The organism is Alkalicoccus luteus (assembly GCF_012034335.1).
Taxonomy (GTDB): Bacteria; Bacillota; Bacilli; order Bacillales; family Salisediminibacteriaceae; genus Alkalicoccus; species Alkalicoccus luteus_A.
The window spans coordinates 1-19,731 of the sequence record NZ_JAATHJ010000010.1; the positions used below are offsets into that span (position 1 = coordinate 1).

18 protein-coding genes and 1 tRNA gene are annotated in these 19,731 nt (G+C 47.4%); 3 read left to right on the forward strand and 16 right to left on the reverse strand.

All coding sequences use genetic code 11. The features are described 5' to 3' along the window. Positions 1–160: 160 nt before the first annotated feature. Genes HCN83_RS08495 through HCN83_RS08510 form a run of 4 tightly spaced genes read right to left on the reverse strand, consistent with a single transcriptional unit; the run spans position 161 to position 5,349 of the window. Positions 161–1,276 (reverse strand): M20/M25/M40 family metallo-hydrolase, encoded by a 1,116-nt coding sequence (locus HCN83_RS08495; RefSeq protein WP_168006322.1) that lies wholly within the window; start codon positions 1,274–1,276, stop codon positions 161–163. A 51-nt stretch (positions 1,277–1,327) separates the two neighbouring features. Further along, positions 1,328–2,875: an acyl-CoA carboxylase subunit beta gene (locus tag HCN83_RS08500; RefSeq protein WP_168006324.1), complete on the reverse strand. Its 1,548-nt coding sequence runs from the start codon at positions 2,873–2,875 to the stop codon at positions 1,328–1,330. Further along, positions 2,862–3,692 (reverse strand): methylmalonyl-CoA epimerase, encoded by an 831-nt coding sequence (mce, locus tag HCN83_RS08505; protein ID WP_168006326.1) that lies wholly within the window; start codon positions 3,690–3,692, stop codon positions 2,862–2,864. The genes HCN83_RS08500 and mce overlap by 14 nt, the downstream gene beginning before the upstream one ends. Positions 3,693–3,705: 13 nt before the next feature. Beyond that, the gene (locus tag HCN83_RS08510) at positions 3,706–5,349 is read right to left on the reverse strand and encodes an acyl-CoA mutase large subunit family protein (protein ID WP_168006328.1); all 1,644 of its coding nucleotides are present in this window, start codon (positions 5,347–5,349) and stop codon (positions 3,706–3,708) included. Between the two features lie 128 nt (positions 5,350–5,477). On the opposite strand from HCN83_RS08510, the gene prli42 reads away from it, so the two are divergent. Beyond that, positions 5,478–5,567 (forward strand): stressosome-associated protein Prli42, encoded by a 90-nt coding sequence (gene prli42 / locus HCN83_RS08515; protein ID WP_168006330.1) that lies wholly within the window; start codon positions 5,478–5,480, stop codon positions 5,565–5,567. Positions 5,568–6,401: 834 nt separating this feature from the next. Here prli42 and HCN83_RS08520 read toward each other — a convergent pair. From HCN83_RS08520 to HCN83_RS08535, 4 genes are all read right to left on the reverse strand, one after another. After that, complete coding sequence (locus HCN83_RS08520) at positions 6,402–7,382, reverse strand: aromatic acid exporter family protein (RefSeq protein WP_246238162.1); 981 nt, start codon at positions 7,380–7,382, stop codon at positions 6,402–6,404. 150 nt (positions 7,383–7,532) lie between these two features. Continuing rightward, positions 7,533–7,607, reverse strand: a tRNA-Arg gene (locus HCN83_RS08525). 61 nt (positions 7,608–7,668) lie between these two features. Beyond that, on the reverse strand, positions 7,669–8,034 hold the full coding sequence (locus HCN83_RS08530; protein WP_168006334.1) for a hypothetical protein: 366 nt from the start codon (positions 8,032–8,034) through the stop codon (positions 7,669–7,671). Positions 8,035–8,222: 188 nt separating this feature from the next. After that, positions 8,223–8,651, reverse strand: a complete 429-nt coding sequence (locus HCN83_RS08535) for a BrxA/BrxB family bacilliredoxin (RefSeq protein ID WP_205774556.1) — start codon at positions 8,649–8,651, stop codon at positions 8,223–8,225. A 104-nt stretch (positions 8,652–8,755) separates the two neighbouring features. Between HCN83_RS08535 and HCN83_RS08540 the strand changes: the two genes are divergently transcribed. Further along, complete coding sequence (locus tag HCN83_RS08540; protein ID WP_168006336.1) at positions 8,756–9,178, forward strand: hypothetical protein; 423 nt, start codon at positions 8,756–8,758, stop codon at positions 9,176–9,178. Between the two features lie 66 nt (positions 9,179–9,244). On the opposite strand, the gene HCN83_RS08545 is transcribed toward HCN83_RS08540, so the two are convergent. From HCN83_RS08545 to HCN83_RS08580, 8 genes are all read right to left on the reverse strand, one after another. Next, on the reverse strand, positions 9,245–10,504 hold the full coding sequence (locus tag HCN83_RS08545) for a dihydrolipoamide acetyltransferase family protein (protein ID WP_168006338.1): 1,260 nt from the start codon (positions 10,502–10,504) through the stop codon (positions 9,245–9,247). A 15-nt stretch (positions 10,505–10,519) separates the two neighbouring features. Further along, complete coding sequence (locus HCN83_RS08550) at positions 10,520–11,503, reverse strand: alpha-ketoacid dehydrogenase subunit beta (RefSeq protein ID WP_168006340.1); 984 nt, start codon at positions 11,501–11,503, stop codon at positions 10,520–10,522. Further along, positions 11,504–12,502, reverse strand: coding sequence for a thiamine pyrophosphate-dependent enzyme (locus tag HCN83_RS08555; RefSeq protein WP_168006342.1), 999 nt, complete (start codon positions 12,500–12,502; stop codon positions 11,504–11,506). Positions 12,503–12,530: 28 nt separating this feature from the next. Further along, complete coding sequence (gene lpdA / locus HCN83_RS08560; protein ID WP_168006344.1) at positions 12,531–13,955, reverse strand: dihydrolipoyl dehydrogenase; 1,425 nt, start codon at positions 13,953–13,955, stop codon at positions 12,531–12,533. 15 nt (positions 13,956–13,970) lie between these two features. Continuing rightward, positions 13,971–15,065 (reverse strand): butyrate kinase, encoded by a 1,095-nt coding sequence (gene buk, locus HCN83_RS08565; RefSeq protein ID WP_168006346.1) that lies wholly within the window; start codon positions 15,063–15,065, stop codon positions 13,971–13,973. A 14-nt stretch (positions 15,066–15,079) separates the two neighbouring features. Continuing rightward, entirely contained in the window at positions 15,080–16,177 is a 1,098-nt protein-coding gene (bcd, locus tag HCN83_RS08570) for a branched-chain amino acid dehydrogenase (protein ID WP_168006348.1), read from the reverse strand. A gap of 15 nt (positions 16,178–16,192) precedes the next feature. Continuing rightward, positions 16,193–17,095, reverse strand: a complete 903-nt coding sequence (locus HCN83_RS08575) for a bifunctional enoyl-CoA hydratase/phosphate acetyltransferase (protein ID WP_168006350.1) — start codon at positions 17,093–17,095, stop codon at positions 16,193–16,195. Positions 17,096–17,387: 292 nt separating this feature from the next. Further along, positions 17,388–19,340 carry a sigma-54 interaction domain-containing protein gene (locus tag HCN83_RS08580; protein ID WP_168006352.1) on the reverse strand — a complete coding sequence of 651 codons (1,953 nt, stop codon included), beginning with the start codon at positions 19,338–19,340 and terminating at the stop codon, positions 17,388–17,390. Positions 19,341–19,454: 114 nt separating this feature from the next. Between HCN83_RS08580 and HCN83_RS08585 the strand changes: the two genes are divergently transcribed. Further along, positions 19,455–19,706: a DUF2627 family protein gene (locus tag HCN83_RS08585; RefSeq protein ID WP_168006493.1), complete on the forward strand. Its 252-nt coding sequence runs from the start codon at positions 19,455–19,457 to the stop codon at positions 19,704–19,706. Positions 19,707–19,731: the final 25 nt, after the last annotated feature.

Below are 19,731 nucleotides of genomic sequence, written 5' to 3' on the forward strand. Positions count from 1 at the left end.
TTGCGTCCGGCTTCCTTCAGATTCCGGGTCGCCCCGGACACCCTTGCCATTCGCTAACGGTTCCCATTGCCAAGCCCGTAGTGGACTTTCACCACCAAGCTGTCAGACATGCCGGGCACACGCCTGAAAAGCGGTGCCGGATTAACGGCACCGCTTTTACTTATGCTTTAGCTGTTTGTTTCATCAATTCAACTGTTAACTCCGCCAGCTTATAGAGCTCTTGTTCTGGTATGCTCTCGTTTGTCGTATGGATATTTTCATAGCCGACACCCAAATTAACTGTCGGAACACCGTGTCCGGCAATAATATTTGCATCGCTTCCGCCACCGCTCTGCTTTAACACTGGTTCTCTGCCAATCTTTTGAACAGCCTCCACTGCAAATTGGACAACTTCATCTGATTCAGACTGTTTAAAGCCCGGATAGACAAAATGAACGTCTACATCCACGTTCGTGTTATACAGCTTTGCTGCTTGATCACAAGCCTGCTTCATAGCTGCCGTCTGCTTTTCCAGCTTAGCACGGACGAGCGAGCGGGCTTCTGCCTTTAATTCCACCTTGTCACAAACAATGTTCGTTTGGCTCCCGCCTTCGATTCTCCCAATATTCGCCGTTGTCTCTTCGTCAATACGTCCCAGCGGCATGCTGCTGATTGCTTCGGCAGCAACCTGAATGGCAGAAATACCCTTCTCAGGTGCCACTCCCGCATGTGCTTTTTGTCCGTGACAGGTGATAAAGAGCTTCGCCTGATTAGGAGCAGCAGTCACAATATTTCCAACTTCGCCGTCGCTGTCAAGCGCATAGCCGAACTCCGCTTTAACGAGATCCATATCCAGTTCTCTTGCTCCTGCGAGACCCGATTCTTCTCCTACAGTAATCACAAACTGAATCGTTCCGTGAGGAGCATTTTCCTCTTTCAGCGATCGGACCGCTTCCAGCATTGCTGCAATGCCGGCTTTATCATCTGCGCCAAGGACGGTTGTACCGTCTGATCGGATTACGCCGTCTTTCACTACGGGCTGCACAGATAATCCGGGAACGACTGTATCCATATGTGACGTAAAGTAGATCGCTTTCCCTTCCGTGTTCCCTGCCAGTGTTGCTACCAGATTTCCTGCTCCGTGCCCAGTTCGAGACTGAGAGGAATCTTCTGTGACTTCCATTCCAATATCTTTAAGTTTATGAATGAGCAAGTCCGCAATCTCACGTTCATATTTCGTTTCGGAATCAGTCTGCACCAATTCCAGAAATTCTTGAAGCAGTCTTTGTTTATTCAACGTTATGTCCTCCTCCGGCTGATGTACGCTTCTGATTGTAACATAAGGCACTTACAGAGGAATATTTCCGTGTCTTTTCTCAGGACGCTGCTCCGACTTCACTTCGAGCATACGTAAACTCTGCATCAGCTTCATTCTGGTTTCCCTTGGGTCGATCACATCATCCACCATTCCGTTTGCCGCTGCAATATACGGATTGGCAAATTTCTCGCGATACAGTTCAATCTTTTCAGCTCTTACAGCCTCTGGGTCATCACTTTCCTGGATTTCACGAGCAAAAATCACGTTAGCTGCTCCGTGCGGGCCCATCACAGCAATTTCAGCGTTCGGCCACGCATACACAATATCTGCCCCGATCGATTTGCTGTTCAATGCCACGTACGCACCGCCATATGCTTTTCGTGTAATCACAGTGATTTTAGGAACGGTAGCTTCTGAATACGCATATAAAATTTTAGCCCCGTGCCGTATAATCCCGCCATGCTCCTGTTGAACGCCCGGTAAAAAGCCTGTCACATCTTCAAATGTGATCAGAGGAATCCGGAAACTGTCACAGAAACGGATAAACCGTGCAATTTTGTCTGATGAATTAATATCGAGCCCACCCGCCATCACTTTAGGCTGGTTCGCTATCAGTCCCGCCGGACGTCCGCCGATTCGCGCAAAACCGATGACAGCATTTTTTGCAAAGTCTTTCTGCACTTCCATAAAGCTGCCCTCATCCACAGTCTGCTTAATCATATTGCGAACGTCATACGGCCTTGAAGGATCTGCCGGCACAGCTTCAAGCAGATCGTAAAGAAATTCATCTTTTTGTTCATATGATGTATGAGGCGCCTCTTCTCCCTGATGCTGGGGGAGATATGACAATAGCTTTCGCACTTCCTGCAGCACTTCTTCTTCAGATGTACCTGTAAAATGGCAGTTTCCGCTCACAGAACTGTGAATACTTGCACCGCCGAGCGCTTCAGAAGATATTTTTTCACCGGTTACCGTTTCAATCACTTTTGGACCAGTGATAAACATTTGGCTCGTTTTCTCCACCATAAATACAAAATCTGTGATAGCCGGAGAATACACAGCACCCCCGGCACACGGGCCAAGAATGACGGATATTTGAGGGATAACTCCGGAATAAATAGCATTGCGGTAAAACACATTCCCATATCCATCCAGTGACAGCACACCTTCCTGGATTCTTGCGCCGCCAGAATCATTCAAGCCGATAAATGGACATTTGTTTTTTACCGCAAGGTCCATTACGTTCGCAATTTTCCTTGCGTGCATCTCTCCCAATGCCCCGCCGTAGACGGTGAAATCCTGAGCAAAAAGGAAAATCCGGCGTCCGTTCACGTCTCCGTATCCGGTAACGACGCCTTCTCCAGGAGCTGACCCTTTCTCCATGCCAGGCTCGTCAAACCGGTGCTCCATAAATGGCTGGAGCTCTACAAACGTATCGTCATCCAGGAGGAGGTCGATTCGTTCCCGTGCAGTGAGCTTCCCTTTATCCCGCTGCTTCTGCTGGCGTTCATCACCGCCTCCCATCTCAACACGCCTTCGTTTATCATAAAGCTCATTCAGCTTGTCATACATATCCATCCTGATCATCCCCTTCCAACAGTTCCACAAGCGTTCCGTGCGCTGCCTTCGGATGCAAAAATGCAATTGGATGACCTGAAGCACCTGTTTTAGGTATGTCATCAATCAGCGCAACTCCTGACTTTCTCATTTGATTCAAACGCTCCTCGATATTATCTACTTCGACGGCAATATGATGCAGTCCGCCGCCTCGTTTATCAAGAAACTGGGTGATCGGACTGTTTTCACCGAGTGGCTCCAATAATTCCAGCTTCACGTTTCCTGCCGGAATAAAGGCTACTCTGACTCCCTGTTCAGCTACATCAACCACCTTCTCCACTTTCAGCTGAAAATGGGTGGAATAAAAGGACGCTGTTTCTTCAATGGAGTGAACGGCAATGCCTATATGATCGATTCGTTTCACAGGAGCAAACGCTTCTGTCTGACCGCCCTTAACTGTTTCTTCGATATAAGCAGCAATCGTTCCCGTCGGCGTCCCCGGTGTAAATATTTTTTCGATTCCATTTCGTTCAAGCTCTGCTGCGTCGTCAGCGGGAATGACGCCACCGCCGATAACGATAATATCTTCCGCCTCTTGTTTATGGAGCTCTTTAACGACAGCAGGGAACAGAACATTATGTGCTCCTGATAAGCTGCTCAGGCCAATGACATCTACGTCCTCCTGCACAGCTGCACGTACAATCTGCTGGGGGGACTGCCGCAAGCCTGTATAAATTACTTCCATTCCGGCGTCCCGAAGCGCCTGAGAAATAACAAGTGCTCCTCTGTCATGCCCGTCAAGCCCAGGTTTTGCAATCAATACTCTGATCCGGTCCATTGCTTCCATCTCCTTACGACGTATATTCTCCAAACACTTCCCGCAGCGCGTGGCAGATTTCACCGACGGTTGCGTAAGCTCGTACACAGTCTAAAATAGGGTACATCAAGTTTCCATTTCCTGACGCTTTCCGCTTCAGTTCAGCGAGGCCGGCCTCCACCTTTTCCGTATCTCTCGACTGCTTTAACCGCTCAAGTCTGCTCAGTTGATTTTCGACGAATGCTTCATCTACTTTCATAAGGTCCGGAGCCTGTTCATCCTCTGTACGGAATTCATTTACACCAACCACAATGTCCTCATTACGCTCCAGCCGCTTTTGTGCTTCATAGGCAGACCGGTGAATTTCGCGCTGCATGTACTGCTTTTCCACTGCGCTGACAGCTCCGCCAAGGGTATCGATGTGATCGATATATCGAAGCGCTTCCTCTTCCAGTTTATCAGTCAAGGCTTCTACGTAGTAAGATCCTCCTAGTGGATCGATCGTATTGGCAGCTCCCGTTTCATGGGCAATAATCTGCTGGGTTCGCAACGCAATCCTGGCACTCTCTTCTGTAGGCAGAGACAGTGCCTCATCCTTGGAGTTCGTATGCAGACTTTGCGTGCCGCCTAAAACAGCTGCCATTGCCTGAAGGGCAACTCGAACAACGTTGTTCTCCGGCTGCTGGGCTGTGAGCGTAGATCCCGCTACCTGAGTATGGAAGCGCAGCTGCTCGCTCCGCGGCGATTCAGCTTTAAATCGCTCCCGCATCAGCTTTGCCCAAATTCTTCTGGCAGCCCGGAATTTCGCCGCTTCTTCAAAGAAATCGTTGTGCCCGTTAAAAAAGAACGCCAGACGCGGAGCAAAATCGTCCACTTTCAGTCCTGCTTCGACTGCGGCTTCGACATAAGCAATGGCATTTGCCATTGTAAACGCGAGCTCCTGAACAGCGGTAGAACCCGCTTCCCGTATATGATATCCACTGATGCTGATTGTATTAAACGACGGTGCTTCCTCGCCGCAAAAGGCGAAAATGTCTGTAATTAGTCGCATGGAAGGCTTTGGCGGATATATATATGTCCCTCTTGCAATGTATTCTTTTAAAATATCGTTCTGAATTGTACCCCGTACTTTTTCATAGGGAACGCCCTGTTTTTCAGCCACGGCTATGTACATGGCAAGCAAAACAGCCGCTGATGCATTGATCGTCATTGATGTGCTGACTTTTCCCAGATCAATTTGATCGAACAGCATTTCCATGTCTTCCAGCGAGTCGATCGCAACACCCACTTTTCCAACTTCTCCAAGAGACATTGGATCATCGCTGTCATATCCGATTTGAGTTGGCAGATCGAATGCGACGGAGAGTCCGGTCTGTCCTTGATCCAGCAGATATCGGAAGCGCTCGTTCGTTTCCTGAGCGGAACCAAATCCTGCATACTGCCTCATCGTCCAGAGCTGGCCCCGGTACATCGTGTGCCGGATTCCTCTCGTGTATGGATATTCTCCGGGAAAACCGGATTTGTTTATGTAAGCGTTATCAATTTCTTTTGGAAAATAAACCCGGTCTACCTCAATCTGAGAGCCGGTCTGAAATGATTTTTTGCGCTCCGGCCGCTTTTGCAGCTGTTTTTGCAGTTTTTCCTGCCATTTTTGATAGGCTTTCTCATACGTTTCCATCTGCACGCCCCTTTCCTGTTAATTCCTGTTTATTATAGCATACCCCCAGCTTCTGTTCCCACCCTCTTGAAAACCAGCCGCTCAGCAGGTACAATATGAAAAGCATATGGTGCAGAGGAGGTTAAATCATGCCCCGTAAATTCCGTAAAGCGATTGTTTATATGATGATTATCGTAATGTTTTTAGGTACCGCTCTAATGGGAGTCAGCTACTTTTAACGCTTGAATATTAAACACTAAAAAGCCGGATCAGGTTAACTGATCCGGCTTTTCAGGCTGTTGAAAAAGTCTTTCAACCTACATGTTTATTCGTTTGGTTGTATTTCCTCTCTGCTTACCGAGCCTGCCGTGGGCTTGCCTTCAGCTATTTCTCAGAGTGCCCCCTGAGAAAGGATCTTCAGACTGCGCGGATTCCACAGGCGTCTCCGCCGCACACATCAAGGAAACGACTGAACAACGGCACACAGATATACGTGACTGCTTTTTTACGTCTATTAAGATTTCCAGGAAGTACGGACACCCCCTATTCAACATCGAAACGTTTCATCGGGAAGGTTCTATCCTGAATGGAAGCCGATCGTGCAGTCCTAACCAGGTACGTGAAACGCACTGCAAACTGCCGACATCGGAGGATCTCGACTCCGGGAGGATCAGAACGAGGCGAAGATCCAGCGCTTCCGACAGCAGAAGGGAAAGCCGAGCCCGTTCCCTCCGGAAAGCGAGTGTCCGCAGATACAGGCAGATGCAACGTTATTCACCGAAAATGACTTTATCAACAATCTGAAAAGCCGGATCAGGTTAACTGATCCGGCTTTTCGTCTGCCTCATAAAGCAAAAACAGCCGATAAACTTCAATGTTATCCTATTGACCTGACATGTCAGCCGACGCTTGCATCAACTGTAAAACGAATTCACTTTCAGGGACTTCTCCACGATGTTTCGGGCGCATTTTTGGCCGGCCGTTTAAAGACAGTCTAAACTCATTCATGATGTGATCCGTCATAAAAATGATTTTCTGCCTTACTACTAAACCGGCTTCCGCGTGTAATATGCTTAGTTACCTGTTTCCAGTACACCGTAACGCTTTTTAGTCTTAAACTGCTGCTTGATGGCAAGATAGTCATCGAGTTCTTTTACGACATGTGCAAGCGCTGATCTGGCTTCAAACTCTTCACGGGTCGACGGAAGTTTCATGTCCCTGTATGATTCTTTCAGTTCCTCTAGCTTATCAATAAATTTATAAGCCGTATTGGCCGGATGCACACCATCTGCCAGGTCATCCATAAAGGCTGCCAGCATATCTGCCTGCTTTACATGATAATCGATTGACGTCAGCATAGGCATCAGCCGCTCAATGATATCAAGCTGTTTTTCTCTCATTTTAAAATAATGATAAAAGGTATCTTCGTAGCGCATAATATGATTTTCAAGGTTCTGCATCGCTTCATTTTTCGCTTCCTGAATTAAGGCAGATACTTTTGTAATTTCCTTCCCATCCCAATTTGAATCCCCATGCCGGATATACTCAGCGAACCGATGAAAGATGGCGGCGTAATACTGCTCAAGCTCTGCCTGATATCGCTCTAATTTTCGTTCGTTGCTTGGAATATAGCTGTTCATCAGCAGCGCTGTGCCTACTCCTATAACAATAAGAGCTGTTTCATTGATCAGCAATCCGGAGGTCACCATCCCTGCAGTGTAGACATGAAAAATAATGACTGTGCTCGTAACGATTCCTGAAGTGATGCGCAGCCTGACACAAAGCGGGATAAATAGCAGCATAAGAAGTCCGATCGAGAGAGGATGATAGCCTATAAGTTCAAAGAGAAGACTTCCTCCGGCAAGACCGAGCATACACGCTGCGAAGCGCTCCCATGCCGTCATAAGAGACTTTTTTCGAGTACGCTGTATGCATAAAATCGCAATTATCCCGGCTGAGGCAAAAAAATCTAGCTGAAGCGCCTGCGCAACAGCAACTGCGGAAGCAGCGCCGATAGCAGTTTTTAACGTTCTGTACCCAATCGGTATGTTCAAAGCACGGTTTCTCCTCTCATCTCGATCATCCTTAAGCGTTTCATCTTTATAACAATTTCCGGGCTGTTTCATTTAGTCGAAGCTGCTGTAGTCAGTCTAATGATACAAAAAATCCTTCAGGAAGTCCTGAAGGAACGAATAATTGTATAGTGGCGCGCCCGCCAGGATTCGAACCCGGAACGCAAGAGCCGAAATCTTGTATGATATCCATTTCACCACGGGCGCAGCAAGTGCTGATGAATCAGCACATAAAGTATTATACCAATATAATGTTCAACCGGCAAGTCTATTCTTCTTTAAATTTTTCATAGTCATCAAACATCTTTTCAAATGTCGCATTCATCTGCTCTTCATTATATCCTTTTCGAGCCAGTCGTGCAGCAAAGTTTTGTGCCCATAGCGTTAATCGCTTCGACATCTTTGCATATTTTTTCGTTTCTTTCTGTGTAGTGGCTTCTTTAGCGCGGCCATCAGCGTTGGACATCACATTCTCTGAAATAAACAGTGCCTTCCAGATATCCTCTTCTTCAAAGCTGTCGGCATGGTCATTAAAATAGCCGATCACACGCTTGTAAAAATCATCGAACTGTTTAAAGCCGATTTCTTCCTCCTGATTGAGGTACATATGTATTTCTTTATAGAGATCCTGCATTGCGGTTTCACTCCTATACATTTCAACGGTTAGGTGCTGACGATTTCAAATTATAGCATATCCCCCGAGGTTTGACCAGTAAATCAGGAAAAATATACGTGAGTTGAATCCTTGTTAAAAGCGCTTTTCGTATCCTTGCGAATGAAAAGAAAACCGGGACAGCAGCAGCTCTCCCGGATTCATCAGCTTTACTTTTTAAAGTGCTCGTCAAAGTAGCTTTCCAGCTTGTTGACGACTTCAATTGGTTCATGACCCTCAATTTCATGGCGTTCAACCATTGCTTTAATTTCGCCATCCTTCAAAAGTGCAAAAGAAGGGGACGATGGAGCAAATCCCGTGAAATAGGATCTTGCTTTTTCAGTTGCCTCTTTATCCTGACCTGCAAAGACCGTTACGAAACGATCCGGCTGAACCTCGTAGTTCTTCATATAAGCAGCTGACGGCCGGGCAATTCCCCCGGCACAGCCGCAGACGGAGTTGACGACTACGAATGTTGTGCCTTCAGCATCAAGTGCTTTCTCAACGTCCTCGGCTGATGTAAGCTGATCATAGCCGGCTTGGTCCATATCCTGACGAGCGGCCTGCACCACATCGTTCATAAACATTTGAAATTCCATGTTGATTCACCCTTTCTGATGAGGATTTCTATTACCATTTTACACGTATCACACATAAATGCCAAAGCCTTTGTCATGAAAGCTGCTTTTTTAGGAGGAAGAATATGAATTATCGTGCTAAATTTGCAGAGGGACTTGGACTTGCAGCAGACTACTTCATCATTCGGCTGCTGTTCGTTATCCCGATGCTGGCATCGTTATCATTAACAGCTGAGATTTTGTCCGTTTCTCTATTGTTACTGCTTGTCTATGGAATTCTGCCGGCAGCCGGCGTGCAATCACTTGGGCAGCTGCTGACGAAAGTCCGGCTCAGCGGCCCTTTCCGCTCTTTTCTGCTGCGAGGGTTTGTTGCTGCGTGTCTGTGGATTCCAGCACGACTTCTGGCAGAGCTGATGATGGTTATGGACAGCAGAATTACAGAGAGCATCTATTTAGTTTACATAATTGTTATTATGGTTTACTTATTGCGTTCCTATCTTTCGTTAAAACCCTCTTTGTTAAGCTGGTCGCTGCTTGTGAAGCGTTAATTCCGTTCCTCCTGATAAGCGCGAATCCCATTAAAAAAACCGCACTGGGCGGTTTTTTTGCATTTCTTAATAAATTGAGGTTGTTTCATTCATGTTTTCCAGCGTTTTTTTAACTTCCTCCATAAACTTCCCGCATATATATCCGTCAAGTACCCGGTGATCGAGGCTCATACACAAATTCACCATATGGCGGATGGCTATCGCATCTTTTTCCACAACGACAGGCCGCTTTATGATCGATTCTACTGAAAGAATAGCTGCCTGCGGCGTATTAATAATCGGCTGGGACTGCACTGACCCGAAAGATCCGGTGTTGTTAAGCGTAAACGTTCCGCCCTGCATATCCTGAGAAGTCAGTTTCCCGCTCCTCACTTTTCCGGCGATATCATTCAGCTCACGTGCAAGCCCCTTTATGTTCTTCTCATCAGCATTACGGATAACAGGCACATACAGTTCCTCTTCCGTCGCAACTGCCATCGACAGGTGAACGTCTTTATACCGGTAAATCTTGTCTTCTGCCCAGGCCGCATTAACCTGCGGGTATTTTTTAAGCGCATCGGTAACAGCCTTCATAAAAAATGGCATGAACGTAAGTTTAAAGCCTTCCTGCGCCTGAAATTCCGCTTTTTTCTGCTCACGCAAGTTCACCATATTTGTTACATCCACTTCTACCATCATCCAGGCATGCGGTGCCGTGTGTTTGGACTGAACCATGTTAGATGCAATGGCCCGTCTAACTCCTGTTACCGGCACTTCCTCACGGCGGGCATCAGATGAAGGTGGCGCGCTCTCTTGTTTCGGCGCCGATTTTGGAGCAGTCGATTCCTCTTGAGCTGGACGGGAAGCCTCTTTCGTTTCAGCCTGAACGCCGTCATCGATCAGTTTTTGAATATCTTTTCGTGTTATTCTTCCGCCCCTGCCTGACCCTTGCACATTGCTCAGCTCAATTTGATGTTCCTGAGCCAGTCTCATAACAGCGGGAGAATATCTTCCCTGTTGGGAGGTATCTGATTCTGCGGACGTTGCCGCCTCCTGTTTTGGCTGCTTCTCGCCGGGTCCTGGTGCTTCCGGTTTTGGTTCTCCGCTTCCCTCTGTTTCCATCGTACAAATAACCTGTCCGACTTCAACAGTCTGATCCTCTTCTGCAATAAGTTCCGTGATCGTCCCGGTGAAAGAAGAAGGAACCTCGGCATTCACCTTATCTGTCATCACTTCAGCGAGCGGATCGTATTTGCTTACTTTGTCCCCTGGCTTCACCAGCCACTTTGTAATCGTTCCTTCCGTCACGCTCTCTCCCAGCTGGGGCATTGTAATTTCTGTGGCCATCCGGATTCCTCCTCCTTAAAATTCAGCAAGCTCCCGCAGTGCTTCTTCAATTTTATCGGTATTCACCATAAACTTCTTTTCTAGCGGCGGATTATACGGCATAGCCGGCACATCCGGACCCGCGAGCCGCTGAACAGGGGCATCCAGATCGAAAAGACAGTGTTCTGCAATGACAGCTGCCACTTCACTCATTATGCTGCCTTCTTTATTATCTTCTGTCACAAGAAGCACTTTTCCCGTCTTTGAAGCTGCTTCTGTAATCGCTTCTTTATCAAGCGGATAGACGGTGCGGAGATCGAGAATATGTGCTTCTATGCCATCTTCTGCAGCCTGTTCTGCGGCCTGCTTGGCGAAGTGCGTGCAAAGTCCGTATGTGATAATGGTTAAATCGCTTCCCTCACGTACAACAGCAGCTTCACCGATTGGGACCGTATAGTCTTCATCAGGTACTTCTTCTTTCAGAAGCCGATATGCCCGCTTATGTTCAAAAAACAGAACCGGATCATTGGAACGGATTGCTGCTTTTAGTAACCCTTTCGCGTCATATGGATTCGATGGAATCACAATTTTCAGTCCGGGTGTGCCGGCAAAAAGCGATTCCACAGACTGTGAATGATAAAGAGCACCATGTACACCCCCGCCGAACGGTGCACGAATCGTGATCGGGCATGTCCAGTCGTTATTAGAGCGATAGCGGATTTTTGCAGCTTCGGATACTATCTGATTGACAGCCGGCATAATAAAATCAGCAAACTGCATTTCAGCTATCGGACGCATACCAGCCATAGCCGCTCCAATTCCGACACCTGCAATAGCCGACTCCGCAAGCGGAGTATCGATCACCCGCTCTTCTCCGAAAGCATTGTACAGTCCATCAGTAGCTCGAAACACTCCCCCGCGTTTTCCTACGTCCTCTCCAAGAACAAAGACGTTCTCATCTCGCTCCATTTCTTCGCGCATAGCAGCCGTAACAGCTTCAATATATGTTCTTACCGGCATTTAGTTCCCCTCCTCATAGACAAAATCCATAAGCGTATCCGTATCCGGATAAGCTGCCTGCTCCGCATAATCTGTTGCTTCATCGATTTCCCGGCGAAGTCTGGCGCGGATCTCATCCTCTTTTTCCTGATCCAGAATTCCCGCTCCTCGCAAGTATTCTCCAAACGTATGAATGGAATCAATCTTTTTCGCAGCTTCCACTTCATCACGGGAACGGTACGTGCTGTCATCATCGTCACTCGAGTGCGGGGTCAGCCGGTACGATACTGTTTCGATTAACGAAGGTCCGGTTCCATCTGCAGCGCGGCTTCTCGCTGCCTTTACTGCCTTGTATACAGCAAGAGGGTCGTTCCCATCTACAGATTCGCCGTGAATGCCGTAGCCAGCTGCACGGTCCGCAACGCTCTCAATGTTTAACTGCTTATCCAGCGGAACTGAAATTGCATATTTATTGTTTTCACACATGAAAATAACAGGAAGATCATGCACGCTTGCGAAGTTAATCCCTTCATGAAAGTCTCCCTGATTGGAGGAACCTTCTCCGAATGTGGTAAATGCCACAGAATCTTCTCTTTTCATTTTCGCTTTTAATGCAAAGCCTACCGCGTGAGGCACCTGCGTTGTCACAGGTGAAGACCCGGTTACGATGTTTTTGTCCCGGTAGCCGAAGTGACCCGGCATCTGACGGCCTCCGGAGTTCGGATCTTCTGCTTTAGCGAATGCTGAGAGCATCAGGTCACGTGGTGTCATACCAAAGTGAAGCACAACCCCCATATCACGGTAATACGGCAGTGCAAAGTCAATGGAAGGTTCCAAAGCCATAGCAGCCCCAACCTGAGCAGCTTCCTGGCCTTGACAGGATATAACAAACGGAATTTTACCTGCCCGGTTTAAAAGCCACATCCGCTCATCGATCATGCGGGCCTGAAGCATAGTTTCATACATGTTCAGTACATCTGCATCTGTCAGTCCTAGCGCTTCATGTCTGTTTTCTGCCACTTGTATGACCTCCTCTTGTTTGTTCCGATCACCCATGGATCTGCTTCCCTTCAACAGCCAGTGCTGCTTCTCCAACCGCTTCCGAAAGACTAGGATGCGGATGAATGACGGCGCCAACTTCCCACGACGCTGCATCCAGCAGCTTGGCAAGCGCTGCTTCTGAAATCATATCCGTTACGTGCGGTCCGATCATATGCACGCCCAGCAAATCGTCTGTTTTTTTATCTGATACAAATTTTACAAATCCCTCTGAGTCTCCATGAACGAGCGCCTTGCCTATTGATGAGAAAGGAAACTTGCCAATTTTCACCTCAAAGCCCGCTCCTTTAGCCTGCTCTTCTGTCATTCCGACAGCTGCTGCTTCCGGGTATGAATACGTGCAGCGCGGTGTCGTATCCGGGTCAACACCGTGTGCTTCTGCTCCGGCAAGATGATTGACCGCCGCGATGCCTTCATGCGAAGCAACGTGAGCCAGCTGCATGCCGCCGATACAGTCACCGATCGCATAAATGTGGGATTCTTTTGTCTGGTAGTGTTTGTTCACTTTAATCGTTCCGTTTTCCACCACAATATCCGTATTCTCTACGCCAATATTCTGAATGCTTGCTTCCCGGCCTACAGAAACAAGCAGCTTTTCGGAAGTAACAGAGTTCTCTTCACCGTCGTGCTCGAAGCTCGCTGTAACGCCATCATCGCTTATTTGCACACTTTCCGGCTTTACAGCTGCATTCGTATAAATCGTAACGCCTCGCTTCTCAAGAGCTTTCTTCATTTCTTTTGAAACATCGAGGTCTTCAGTCGGGAGAATTCTGTCCGCATACTCAATTACAGTAACGTCCGTTCCGAAATCTACAAACATAGAAGCCCACTCAACTCCGATGACTCCGCCTCCAACAATCGTTATTGAAGCCGGAAGCGAGCTTAGCTTAAGTGCTCCGTTTGATGAGATGACATTCGTTTCATCAAGTTTCAAACCTGGAAGCGTCCTAGGCCTGCTGCCCGTAGCAATGATGACGTTTGCAGGAATCAGCATGTCATTTTCCCGCTCATCTTCGTATTCGACCGAGATAGTGCCTGGTGTTGGAGAGAAGATGGAAGGACCCAAAATACGGCCAAACCCTTTATAAACGTCGATTTTCCCTTTTTTCATGAGTCCCTGTACGCCTTGGTGCAGCTTCGAGACAATACCGTCTTTTCGCTTCATGACAGCTGAAAAATCGAGCGAGCTGCCTTCCGTTTTCACGCCAAATTCTTCAGACTGCTTCACCGTCTTATATACCTCTGCACTTCGTAAAAGTGCTTTACTGGGAATACATCCACGGTGCAGGCAGGTTCCTCCAAGCTCAGAAGCCTCTACTACTGCTGTCGTAAGTCCAAGCTGAGCAGCGCGGATCGCAGCAACGTATCCGCCTGTACCAGCTCCTAATATGACCAGATCATATTTTTCAGCCATACGATTCTCTCCTTTTTATGATTCCACTGAAGGAATGTGATAGGTTTTTGCTTTTTCCTGACCTCGCAGCACCCGCAGAGCACCTGCCGTAAGTGCCTCAAGCTCATTTTCACCAGGATAAACGAGCACATCTCCAATCCATTCTACACGTGTCTGTATTTTTTGTACAAATTCCTTTCCGAATGCCAGTCCGCCAGTTAGGACAATTGCATCGACCCTTCCTTCAAGAACGGCAGCTGCTGCCCCGATTTCCTTTGCGACCTGATAGGCCATCGCTTCGTAGACCAGCTCAGCTTTGTCATCACCTTTCGCAATCCTGTTTTCTACTTCAACTGCATCGTTTGTTCCAAGATGTCCTACAAGCCCACCCTGTCCTACAATTTTTTTCATGATTTCCGAGGAAAAGTGATCTCCCGAAAAGCATAGAGATACGAGATCGCCGGCCGGCACCGTTCCGGCACGTTCGGGCGAAAAGGGTCCTTCACCGTGCAAACCATTATTTACATCGATTACTCTGCCGTATCGATGAGCGCCTACGGTGATACCGCCGCCCATGTGCGTGATGATCAGCCGGAGATCTTCATAGTCACGGTTCATATCAACAGCTGTTTTACGGGCCACCGCTTTTTGATTTAACGCATGAAAAATACTTTTTCGTTCAAAGTCTGCAAAGCCCGATACTCTGGCTAATTCGTGCATTTCGTCCACGACGACAGGGTCTACGATATAAGACGCAATATTCAGCTGCCGGGCAATTTCCCAGGCGATAATGCCGCCCAGGTTGGAGGCGTGCTGTCCGGCATATCCTTCTTTTAAATCGTGAAGCATGTCTTTATTAACCTCGTAAGTACCGCCTTCGATCGGACGAAGCAGACCGCCGCGGCCTACCACTGCTGACAGCCTGGATAAATTAATTCCTGCTTCATCCAGCGTTTTAAGTATCATATCTTTACGATAGGTGTATTGCTCAATGATGGAATGATAATCCTCGAGTTCTGTCCTGTCGTGGCGGATTGTATGCTCGAGCAGCTCCGATTCGTTTTCAAATACGCCTATCTTCGTTGATGTCGATCCCGGATTTATAGCCAGAATCCGATGGTAGTGTTCCATGATGTCCCTCCAGATTATCTGCCGCGAGATAAAATATTCATGCCATTTTGCAAGAATTGTCTGCGCGATTTCCTCATTGTTGCAATCCGCTCCTCTGCAAGCCTGTTAGCAGCTGCATATGTTGGGATGTCATCCCGTTCTGATATGGCAAATATTTTTTCAATACTGTCATAAATCGTTTCAACTTTTTTCATCGCACGATCCCTGTTATAGCCCAGCAGCTCGTCTGCCACATTTATGACTCCGCCCGAGTTAATCACGTAGTCCGGTGCATAAACGATTCCTTTCTCCTGAAGGAGATCCCCGTGGCGGTTTTCCAGCAGCTGATTGTTTGCAGCTCCGGCAATGACACCGGCTTTCAAGCGGGAAAGCGTATCATCATTAATCGTAGCTCCGAGCGCACACGGTGAATAAATATCCGCGTCTACATCATAAATATCATTCACATCTACTGCAGTCGCTCCAAATTCCTGAACTGCGCGCTGTACAGAATCCTGGTTTATATCCGTTACGATCAGGGACGCACCTTCTTCATGCAGATATCGGCACATATTATAGGCCACGTTGCCTATGCCCTGAACAGCAACCGTTTTACCTTTTAATGAATCCGTTCCAAAAGCTTTTTTTGCAGCTGCTTTCATCCCGACATATACACCATATGCCGTTACTGGTGACGGATTTCCCGATGAACCAAACGCAGGAGAAACCCCTGTCACATAATCGGTTTCCGAATAAACAAGATCCATATCCTCCACTGTTGTGCCGACGTCCTCTGCCGTAATATACCTGCCGTTCAGTCCCTGGATAAATCGGCCGAAAGCCCGGAACATCGCTTCATTTTTATCTTTTTTTGGATCTCCGATAATGACTGTCTTACCACCGCCAAGGTTCAGGCCGGCTGCTGCATTTTTGTATGTCATTCCTTTTGCAAGTCGCAGCGCATCTTCAAACGCAGCTTCTTCCGTTGCGTACGTCCACATTCTCGTACCGCCAAGCGCCGGGCCGAGAGTTGTATCATGAATTGCAATAATAGCTTTCAGACCAGACTCTTTGTCCTGACAAACGACAACCTGCTCATAATCGTATTCTTCCATGTAAGTAAATAGCTTCATTCGTAACGCCCCCTGTTATTTTTGAATCGTACTGACCGCCATTAAAAGAGAAAGCAGGCGGCTTTCAGCTGTGTCAGATCTGGAAGTTAACACGATCGGCGCTCTCGCTCCTACGATCATGCCGCCAACTGTCGCATTTCCGAACAGCGTCATCGATTTATATAATGTATTGCCGGTTTCAATATTCGGTGCAATTAACAAATCTGCTTGCCCGGCTACTTCCGTATCCAGACCTTTCTGATGGGCTGCTTTAGCAGAAACCGCCACATCAAGGGCAAGCGGCCCGTCCACAACACAGTCTGCCAGTTGACCACGTCTGTTCATTTGCGTTAATACCGCTGCATCGACTGCTGCCGGCATTGCAGGATTGACTGTTTCCACTGCCGCAAGCAGGGCTGTTTTAGGAAGCTTCATCCCCATAGCTGAAAGCGCCGCGACAGCATTTTCTATAATCCCTTGTTTTTGAGTCAAATCAGGGGCTATATTCATGGCTGCATCAGATAAAAAAAGCATCTTCTCCTGTTCCCGAAATTGAAATCCGGCAAGATGTGACAACAGTCTTCCCGTTCGCAGCCCTTTTTCCTTATGCAGCACTGCTTTTAACAGCTTCGACGTCGGGGTCATCCCCTTCATCAGCACGTCAGCCTGACCTTTATGAACGAGCATCACTGCTTTTTCAGCCGATTCTGATTCATCAGCAGCGTCCGAAAACGAAAATTGATCGGATTGTTGAACTCCGGCTTCTTTCATGGCGTCTGTCATCTCTGTCAGAGGTCCAATGAAATGAAAAAAGGCTGTGCCCCGCTCAGCAGCAAGACTGCACGCTGTGAAGATAGATGATTCAACAGCGTGTGCCACTGCTACTGTCACTTGTTCAGATTTACTATGTACCATTTGCGTTAGATCGGTTACTTTCATTCGTTCACCGCCTTTACACCCATTCTAAAAAAAGTATACCAGATCCCTTCCACCTCATCCCACCTAAAAACGCGCAATATTTTTCACACTACGAAAAATATTGCGCGCATTTTATTGCAAAAAGCAATTCTTAAATCCGCTTTTACGGTTACTTACATCAATCATGTGTCACTGTATGAGGGTACCTTGTCATGATTCTGATGGATTTTCGGACCTTTTTACCTGGGTGACTAGCAAGTGCAGCTTCCTGCTTAAGCGGAGGGGCAAACTTTTAACCCCGAAAAAGTCTATGCTATTTTAATTTGTAATACAGGCTTCTCGTACTGATGCCAAGCTTCTGAGCTGCCTTCGTTTTATTTCCGTCTGTTTCAATCAGCATTTTATCTATTACCGCCCGTTCAAATCGACGCAGCTGTTCATCAAGCGGCTCCTCACTGATATCCGGCGAGAGTTTTGATCCCTCTTTCTGTTCATCCGTAACAATATCTGCTGCCCGGATCGTTCGGGCATTTTGCGGCAGATGAATCATTGCACGTCCTAACACATTTTCAAGCTCCCTCACATTGCCGGGCCAGCTGTACCGCTGCAGCTTTTGAAGTGCTTCCGGCGAAAGCTTTGTCACACGCCGGCCGTAATCCTGATTCAGCTTCATCATCAGATGTTCACTGAGTCTCCCAATATCATCTTTGCGCTCATTTAACGGCGGTATGTAAATCGGTACTCGATTTAACCTGAAAAATAAGTCAGAGCGGAATTCCCCCTGCTCAATCCGCTTTTCAATATTCATATTTGTTGCTGCAATGACACGGACATCTACTCTGATTACCTGAGAACCTCCGACCCGGACAATCTCCTGCTCCTGAAGCACTCGAAGCAGCTTTGCCTGCATTTTGTGCGTCAGCTCCCCAATTTCATCGAGAAAAATACTGCCTTTATCCGCTTCTTCGAATACACCTTTCCGGCCTCCGCTTTTTGCCCCGGAAAACGCTCCATCTTCATAGCCAAATAACTCACTTTCCAGTAGCGTTTCAGAGAGAGAAGCGCAGTTAACCCGGATAAATTTATTGAATTTTCGACCGGATTCATTATGTACAGCATGTGCAAAAAGCTCCTTGCCTGTTCCGGAATCTCCGCGTAGCAGAATCGCTGCCGGGGTTCTCGCTGCAACTTTAGCCTGATCGACAGCCATCTTGATTTCCTGCGTGCGTCCAATAATATCATCAAAACTGTATTTGGCTTCAAGCGTCCGGATGATTTTACGCGCCTGCTCCAGCTCTTTTGTAAGCGCCTCCATTTCGGACACATCGTGAACGACACCTACGCTGCCTTTTACGTCTCCGTCCACTATTACAGGGGCAACATTGACTACTACATCTTTCTTTGCAGGTCCGACCTTCATTCTAGCTCCACGAACTGCGACGCCGGACTGGAGCACCTGCATATGGATGCTTTCACCTTCAGAAATGTCGGTTGATGCCGGTTTACCGACGACCTCTGCTTCTGTGAGACCGGTCAGCCTTGTATAAGCCGGATTGATCAGCAGCCCGTTGCCATTTTCATCTACGACCGAAATGGCATCATCTGACGAGTGAATGATGGCTTCCAGCATTTCCTGAATACTTTTTAAATTCGTAACTTCCTCTGCCATATTTACAATTTCTGTTATATCCCTGAAGACTCCAAGAGCTCCGACCGCCTGTCCGTTATCCATGATTGGCACCCTGGTCGTCACAATCGTTCTGTCATTACCAAGTTTTTGCTTGCGGTTATGCTCAGTCTTTGCGGTTTTCAGCACCCGTGGAAGCATACTCGTCGGCATCACGTCGTGTACGTTTTTCCCAATGTCACGCGATGTGGAAAGTCCGGTCATTTCTTCAGCGCGCTTATTTAATAACGTGATTTGTGTGTCAGAATTGATTGCAATCATGCCGTCATGAGTAGCATTCAGCACTTCTTTTAAACGCTCAGCTATTTGCTGCAATTCCGCTTTTTCAGCATCTGCTTCCATCTGTCGGAAGTAAATCGGTGCACATTGCAAAGGCAGTGCTCCCTCTCTCCAGACAGCGTCACCAAAAACAAGCTCGAACTTTTCAGATGTCCACTCACTCTTGCGGACAAGGGTAAAGCGGCTGCTTTCCCAGTCTGATTGATCTGTCAGCCCGGCAAAGCAGCTTATTCCAGCGGGTATACTTTTCTCCATTTCCTCTAATTGAGCTGCCGTTCCGATGAGCAATACATGTTTCATTTCATCACCTGCTTTTCCGTTCGTATTGAACAGATATTCTCGACAGAATCCTTTATTTTCGTTAAAATGATTGTTATATGCATGTTTACGAAAGAAGGGACTTGCTTCATGACTATTCAACGATTTGCTGCGCTTATCGTGCTGCTCATTCCAATATTTACTGCCGGTTACGGGATCAAGCAGATGCGAGACACACTTTTTCAAATCCTTAACAGCCCCTATCCGACACTGTATATTCAATTTTTTGCCGGAGCCCTCGCTCTCGCAGTCGGTGTATGGTTTATTGGCGGATTTATTTTGCACAGAGACCGCAAAAACAATAAAGTAGCTCCGCGCTTTCAGAAAAAACAGCCTGCAGAAAGGTAATTACCTTCCGCAGGCTGTTTTTTTA